Origin of the sequence: Streptomyces sp. FH025 (assembly GCF_017427025.1) — a bacterium.
Classification (GTDB): Bacteria; Actinomycetota; Actinomycetes; order Streptomycetales; family Streptomycetaceae; genus Kitasatospora.
Genome location: NZ_JAFLNG010000547.1, coordinates 1 through 5,346, shown reverse-complemented (window position 1 = coordinate 5,346; position 5,346 = coordinate 1). Strand labels below are relative to the sequence as shown.

6 protein-coding genes are annotated in these 5,346 nt (G+C 72.1%); 4 read left to right on the top strand and 2 right to left on the bottom strand.

Translation table 11 applies throughout. The features are described 5' to 3' along the window. Together J0670_RS29045 and J0670_RS29040 are read left to right on the top strand one after the other, a co-directional pair. Positions 1-474, top strand: a 474-nt coding sequence (locus tag J0670_RS29045) for a GNAT family N-acetyltransferase (RefSeq protein ID WP_207814664.1), incomplete at its 5' end; no start/stop codon positions are given. Positions 475-512: 38 nt separating this feature from the next. Further along, complete coding sequence (locus J0670_RS29040; RefSeq protein WP_207814663.1) at positions 513-1,067, top strand: N-acetyltransferase; 555 nt, start codon at positions 513-515, stop codon at positions 1,065-1,067. A gap of 76 nt (positions 1,068-1,143) precedes the next feature. Here the strand turns inward: J0670_RS29040 and J0670_RS29035 are convergent, their stop codons facing one another. Next, positions 1,144-1,320, bottom strand: coding sequence for an antitoxin (locus J0670_RS29035; RefSeq protein WP_207814662.1), 177 nt, complete (start codon positions 1,318-1,320; stop codon positions 1,144-1,146). A 294-nt stretch (positions 1,321-1,614) separates the two neighbouring features. On the opposite strand from J0670_RS29035, the gene J0670_RS29030 reads away from it, so the two are divergent. Continuing rightward, positions 1,615-3,114: a M28 family metallopeptidase gene (locus J0670_RS29030; protein WP_207814665.1), complete on the top strand. Its 1,500-nt coding sequence runs from the start codon at positions 1,615-1,617 to the stop codon at positions 3,112-3,114. Positions 3,115-3,384: 270 nt separating this feature from the next. Next, the gene (lpdA, locus tag J0670_RS29025; RefSeq protein WP_207814661.1) at positions 3,385-4,791 is read left to right on the top strand and encodes a dihydrolipoyl dehydrogenase; all 1,407 of its coding nucleotides are present in this window, start codon (positions 3,385-3,387) and stop codon (positions 4,789-4,791) included. Between the two features lie 61 nt (positions 4,792-4,852). On the opposite strand, the gene J0670_RS29020 is transcribed toward lpdA, so the two are convergent. Then, positions 4,853-5,346: sigma 54 modulation/S30EA ribosomal C-terminal domain-containing protein (locus tag J0670_RS29020; RefSeq protein WP_207814660.1), on the bottom strand; the 494-nt coding region annotated here is incomplete at its 5' end.

Below are 5,346 nucleotides of genomic sequence, written 5' to 3'. Positions count from 1 at the left end.
CCCTACCGGCCCGAGGACGAGGACTCCTTCGTCGCCCTCCTGCGCGACGCGGACGTGTGCCGCTGGATGGGCCAGGACCTGGTGCCCGAGGACCAGATCCGCGTGATCTTCCGCGCGATCCTGACCGACGTGTACCCCAAGCGCATGTTCGACGTGTGGGGCCTGTGGCTGGACGGCGCCTACGCGGGCCACGCGGAGGTGAAGAAGACCGGCAACGTCGACGGCCACGAACTGGTCGCCGCCCTCGCCCCGGCGTTCTGGGGCCGGGGTCTGGGCAGCGAGGTGGTGCGCGGCCTGATCCGCTACGCGGCCGACGAACTCGGCCTCAAGGAGGTCTACGGCATGGTGGGCGCGGAGAACACCCCCAGTCTGGCGATGTGCGAGAAGCTGGGCTTCCGGCACCTGCGCGACGTCGTCGGGGACGACGGCTCGGTGACGAAGCTGGTGGCCGTCTCCACGACCGATCCGACCTGACCTCAACGGTGCGTCGGGGTCCTGCGATCATTCGTGCCATGACAGTTGACTGGAACGGCACGGAACTGGGCTTCGAACGGGCCGGACTGGACCGCATGGACGAGGTGCTGGGCGTCCTCGACGACGCGGCCGGCTGGCTGGGCTCCCGCGGGGTCGACCAGTGGCCGGCCCGCTTCGAGGCCGCCTTCGTCGAGCCGGCCCTGTCCCGAGGGGAGACGTGGCTGGTGCGCAGCGGCGGCGAGGTGGCCGGCACGGTCACCATGGACTGGGCGGACAAGCTGTGGGCGGACTCCCCGGGCGAGGCGGGCTACCTGCACCGGCTGGCCGTGCGCCGGTCGGCGGCGGGCCTCGGCGCCCGCATCCTCGACTGGGCGGCCGACGCGGTGCGCACCCGGGGCGCCGACTACCTGAGGCTGGACTGCGTGGCCGGCAACGCCCGGCTGCGCGCCTACTACGAGGGGCGCGGCTTCGCACCGCGCGGCGTGGTGGCGGTCGAAGGAGCGCCTGACCGGCGGACGGGCGAGAAGCCGGTCTACCGACTCAGCCGCTACGAACTCGCCGTGCCCGGACGCGACGGGCATCACCGCGCGTGAGCGACTAGTGCCGGACCGGGGCGACGGCTGAGCGCCGCCGCCTCCGGCCCGGCGGGCGGTCCGGACCGCGCGCGTCCTACTGCGGCGGCTGGTCGCGGAACTGGTTCTTCGCCTGTTCCTCGGCGGCGTCGATCTGGCCGGTGTACTTGCCCTGGGTGCGTTCGTCGACGGTTTGCCCGGCCTTGTCGACGGCCTTGTCCGCCTGTTCCTCGTGGCCCTTCAGCAGGCTCTTGAGCTTATCCAGCATGGACATGTGGTCACCCTCCTGGATGAGACGCCCCCACCCATCCAGGATCACCGCGCCTGCCGACCTCCGCATGTCGCGGCCGCGCGGTGCCCTTGGCAAGGCGATCCCGGTCATGTCAAATCGTGAGTTCACGGACCGTCGGAAGGAGTCGCCTTGAAGCCGCGCACCCGTCGCGAGACCGCCCCGCTCGACCGTTCCACCCCGCTGGACCACACCACCCCGTTACCGCGCCCGCGCACCGCAGCCCGTCACACCCCGCACACCCCCCACACCCCGTACCGGCGCCGCGCGGGCGCCGCGCTGACCGTCGCCGCCCTGGTCACCCCGCTGCTGCTGGTCGGCACCGGCGCCGCGAACGCCGAACCGGACCCGGCCCGCAGGGGCGCGAAGCTGGCCGAGCGCCTGGTGGAGGCCAGCAGCGCCGAGGACGCGCACGACACCCTGGCCGCGCTGCAACGGATCGCCGACCGCAACGGCGGCACCAGAGCCGCCGGCTCCAAGGGCCATGACGAGTCCGCGCGGTACGTCTACGAGCAGGCGCGGCGGGCCGGGCTCAAGGTCTCCCGGCAGGAGTTCGAGTACACCTTCTTCGAGGCCCGCTCGCAGCGCCTGGACGTGGTGTCCCCGCAGGCCGAGTCCGTGCCGGTGATCGCCATGACGTACTCGGTGAGCGGCCCGCAGGCGGGCCTGACCGCCGATCTGGCCGTCGCCCCGGTCAGCGCCACCACCGGCTGCACGCCCGCCGACTACCCGGCGGGCGGCTTCACCGGCCGGATCGCCCTGATCCGGCGCGGCGGGTGCAGCTTCGCCGAGAAGCAGGCGGCCGCGGCGGCCGTCGGTGCCGTCGGCGCGCTCGTCTACAACAACACCGAGGGCGACCTCAACGGGACGCTGGGCGAGCCGACCGCCGGGAAGGTCCCGACCGGCGGGATCACCAAGGCCGCCGGGGAGGCGCTGGCCGCGAAGGCCGCCGCCGGCCCGGTACGGGTGACCCTGGACATCCGCACCTTCATGGAGCCGCGCAAGACCTGGAACGTCATCGCCGAGACCCGTGGCGGGGACCCCGACAACACCGTGATGATCGGCGCCCACCTGGACTCCGTCCCCGCCGGGCCGGGCGTCAACGACAACGGCTCCGGCTCGGCCGGAATCCTGGAGGTCGCGAAGAACCTCGGTGTCCGCCCGGTGAAGAACAAGGTCAGGTTCGCCTGGTGGTCGGCCGAGGAGTTCGGCCTCAAGGGCTCCGAGGCGTACGTGAAGTCACTCTCCGAGGCGGACCGGAAGAAGGTCCGGCTCTACCTCAACTTCGACATGATCGCTTCCCCCAACTACGCGCAGTTCGTCTACAACGGCTCCGGCAGCACGGGCGGGCCCGCGGGCCCCGAGGGCTCGGCGCAGATCGAGCGGGACCTGACCGGCTACCTGGACGGCCGGGGCCTGCCGCACGACCCGTCCGCCTTCAACGGCCGCTCCGACTACGGCCCGTTCATCGACGCGGGCATCCCGGCCGGCGGCACCGACACCGGCGCCGAGGTGATCAAGTCCCCCGAGCAGGCGGCCCGCTACGGCGGCACGGCGGGCACCGCCTTCGACCCCTGCTACCACAAGGCCTGCGACGACCTGGACAACCTGGACATGGACGCGTTCGACGTCAACATCTCCGTGATCGCCCACGCCGTCGGCACCTACGCCTGGGACCTCTCCTCGCTGCACCGGCCCGTACCGGCGGCCGAGCGCCCCGCCGCGGGTATCAGCGGTACGGGCGGCAGCGGCGGCGACGCCCATGAGGTGACCGCCTGACGCCCGGGTGGGCCCGCTGCCGTCCTCGGGCGGCGGGCCCACCCGCCCGCCGTGCGCATACCGCCCATCCGGGCCCTCCCTTCCGGAATCGCCCCTGGTGGAGCCTGGTGCGAGCCACCGTAGCCGACCCCACTGACAATTCCGCCCGGGCACTGTACGGTGCCGCGCGGAGCGCATCCGCCGGGACCCGGTGGGTGCGCCGGGTCCGGTCCTGACACCATGGGACCGAGTTCACGACACAACCGTGACACCCTCGGAGGAGTCAGCAAGATGAGCACGCACTACGACGTCGTCGTCCTCGGCGCGGGCCCCGGTGGCTACACCGCCGCCGTCCGGTCCGCACAGCTGGGCCTGAAGGTCGCGGTCATCGAGGCCAAGTACTGGGGCGGCGTCTGCCTCAACGTGGGCTGCATCCCCTCCAAGGCCCTGCTGCGCAACGCCGAGCTGGCCCACATCTTCACCAAGGAGGCCAAGACCTTCGGCATCAAGGTCGAGGGCCAGGTGACCTTCGACTTCGGCGAGGCGTTCCGCCGCAGCCGCTCGGTGGCCGACGGCCGGGTCAAGGGCGTCCACTACCTGATGAAGAAGAACGGCATCACCGAGTACGACGGCCGGGGCACGTTCATCGACGACCGCTCCATCCAGATCGCGCTCAGCAGCGGCGGATTCGAGGTCGTGACCTTCGACAACTGCATCATCGCCGCCGGTGCCACCACCCGCCTGCTGCCCGGCACCAGCCTGAGCGACCGCGTGGTGACGTACGAGGAGCAGATCCTCACCGAGGAGCTGCCGGAGAGCATCATCATCGCGGGCGCCGGCGCGATCGGCGTCGAGTTCGCGTACGTGCTGCACAACTACGGCGTCAAGGTCACCATCGTCGAGTTCCTGGACCGCGTGGTGCCGCTGGAGGACGTCGAGGTCTCCACCGAACTCGCCAAGCAGTACCGCAAGTTGGGCATCGAGGTGCTCACCTCCACCCGGGTCGAGTCGATCGACGACAGCGACCCGAACGCCAAGGTCCGGGTGACCGTCACCAAGGACGGCCAGCAGCAGGTGCTGGAGGCCGACAAGGTGCTCCAGGCCATCGGCTTCGCGCCGCGGATCCACGGCTACGGCCTGGAGAACACCGGGGTCAAGCTGACCGACCGCAACGCCATCGCGGTGGACGGGCGCGGGCGCACCAGCGTCGACCACATCTTCGCGATCGGCGACGTCACCGCCAAGCTGATGCTGGCGCACGCCGCCGAGACGATGGCCGTGATCGCCGCCGAGACCATCGGCGGGGCGGAGACCATGGAGGTCGACTTCGCCATGATCCCGCGCGCCACCTACTGCCAGCCGCAGATCGCCTCCTTCGGCTACACCGAGGCGCAGGCCCGCGACCTGGGCCACGACGTCAAGGTCGCCAAGTTCCCGTTCACCGCGAACGGCAAGGCGCACGGCCTCGGCCACCCGATCGGCTTCGTGAAGGTCATCAGCGACAACACCCACGGCGAGCTGCTGGGCGCCCACCTGATCGGCCCCGAGGTCACCGAGCTGCTGCCCGAGCTGACGCTGGCCCAGCAGTGGGACCTCACCGTCCACGAGGTCGCCCGCAACGTGCACGCCCACCCGACCCTGGGCGAGGCGGTCAAGGAGGCCATCCACGGCCTCGCCGGTCACATGATCAACATGTGACGCGCCCTCCCGCGTCGACCCCGTGACCCGCCGGGCCGCCGCCCGGCGGGTCACGCTTCCGCTAGATCCCGCCCGCGATCAGGCCGAGCCCGCCGTCGAAGCGCCGGTAGAGCACCCGGCCCCGGCCGCTGGCGGGGTGGGCGAAGAACAGGAACGGCAGCTCGGCGCCCGCCAGCCGGTCGACGGCCTGCTCCTCGGTGAGCCGGGGCGCGCCGTGCGGGCTGAGGGTGATCGGCGACGACCGGCGGCCGGGCGGGCCCGCCGGAAGCGTGCGGGCCAGGCGGTAGCCGGTCGGCCCGACCCGGTAGACGACGGCGTCGGTCTCGGTCGCCGGGTCGGTGAAGAGGTGGATGTCGTAGTCCATCGCGTCCATCGTCCGGGCCGCCGCCTCGGGCGAGCACCACACCAGGGCAGGCTCCTTGCGCCGGACGATCCGGCGCTCACCGGCGGACGGGACGGGCGGGGCCTGCGTGTGCTGCGTCGACCAGGGGCGGGGCGCCCAGGCGCCGGTGACGGCCCGGATCCTGCCGCGCAGGGCGTCGGCCACCCGGTCGA

What these genes read in the sequence shown, in the direction of transcription:
- J0670_RS29040 (WP_207814663.1), top strand. Translation starts at nt 513, where the DNA reads ATGACAGTTGACTGGAACGGCACGGAACTGGGCTTCGAACGGGCCGGA.
- J0670_RS29035 (WP_207814662.1), bottom strand. Translation starts at nt 1,320, where the DNA reads ATGTCCATGCTGGATAAGCTCAAGAGCCTGCTGAAGGGCCACGAGGAA.
- lpdA (WP_207814661.1), top strand. Translation starts at nt 3,385, where the DNA reads ATGAGCACGCACTACGACGTCGTCGTCCTCGGCGCGGGCCCCGGTGGC.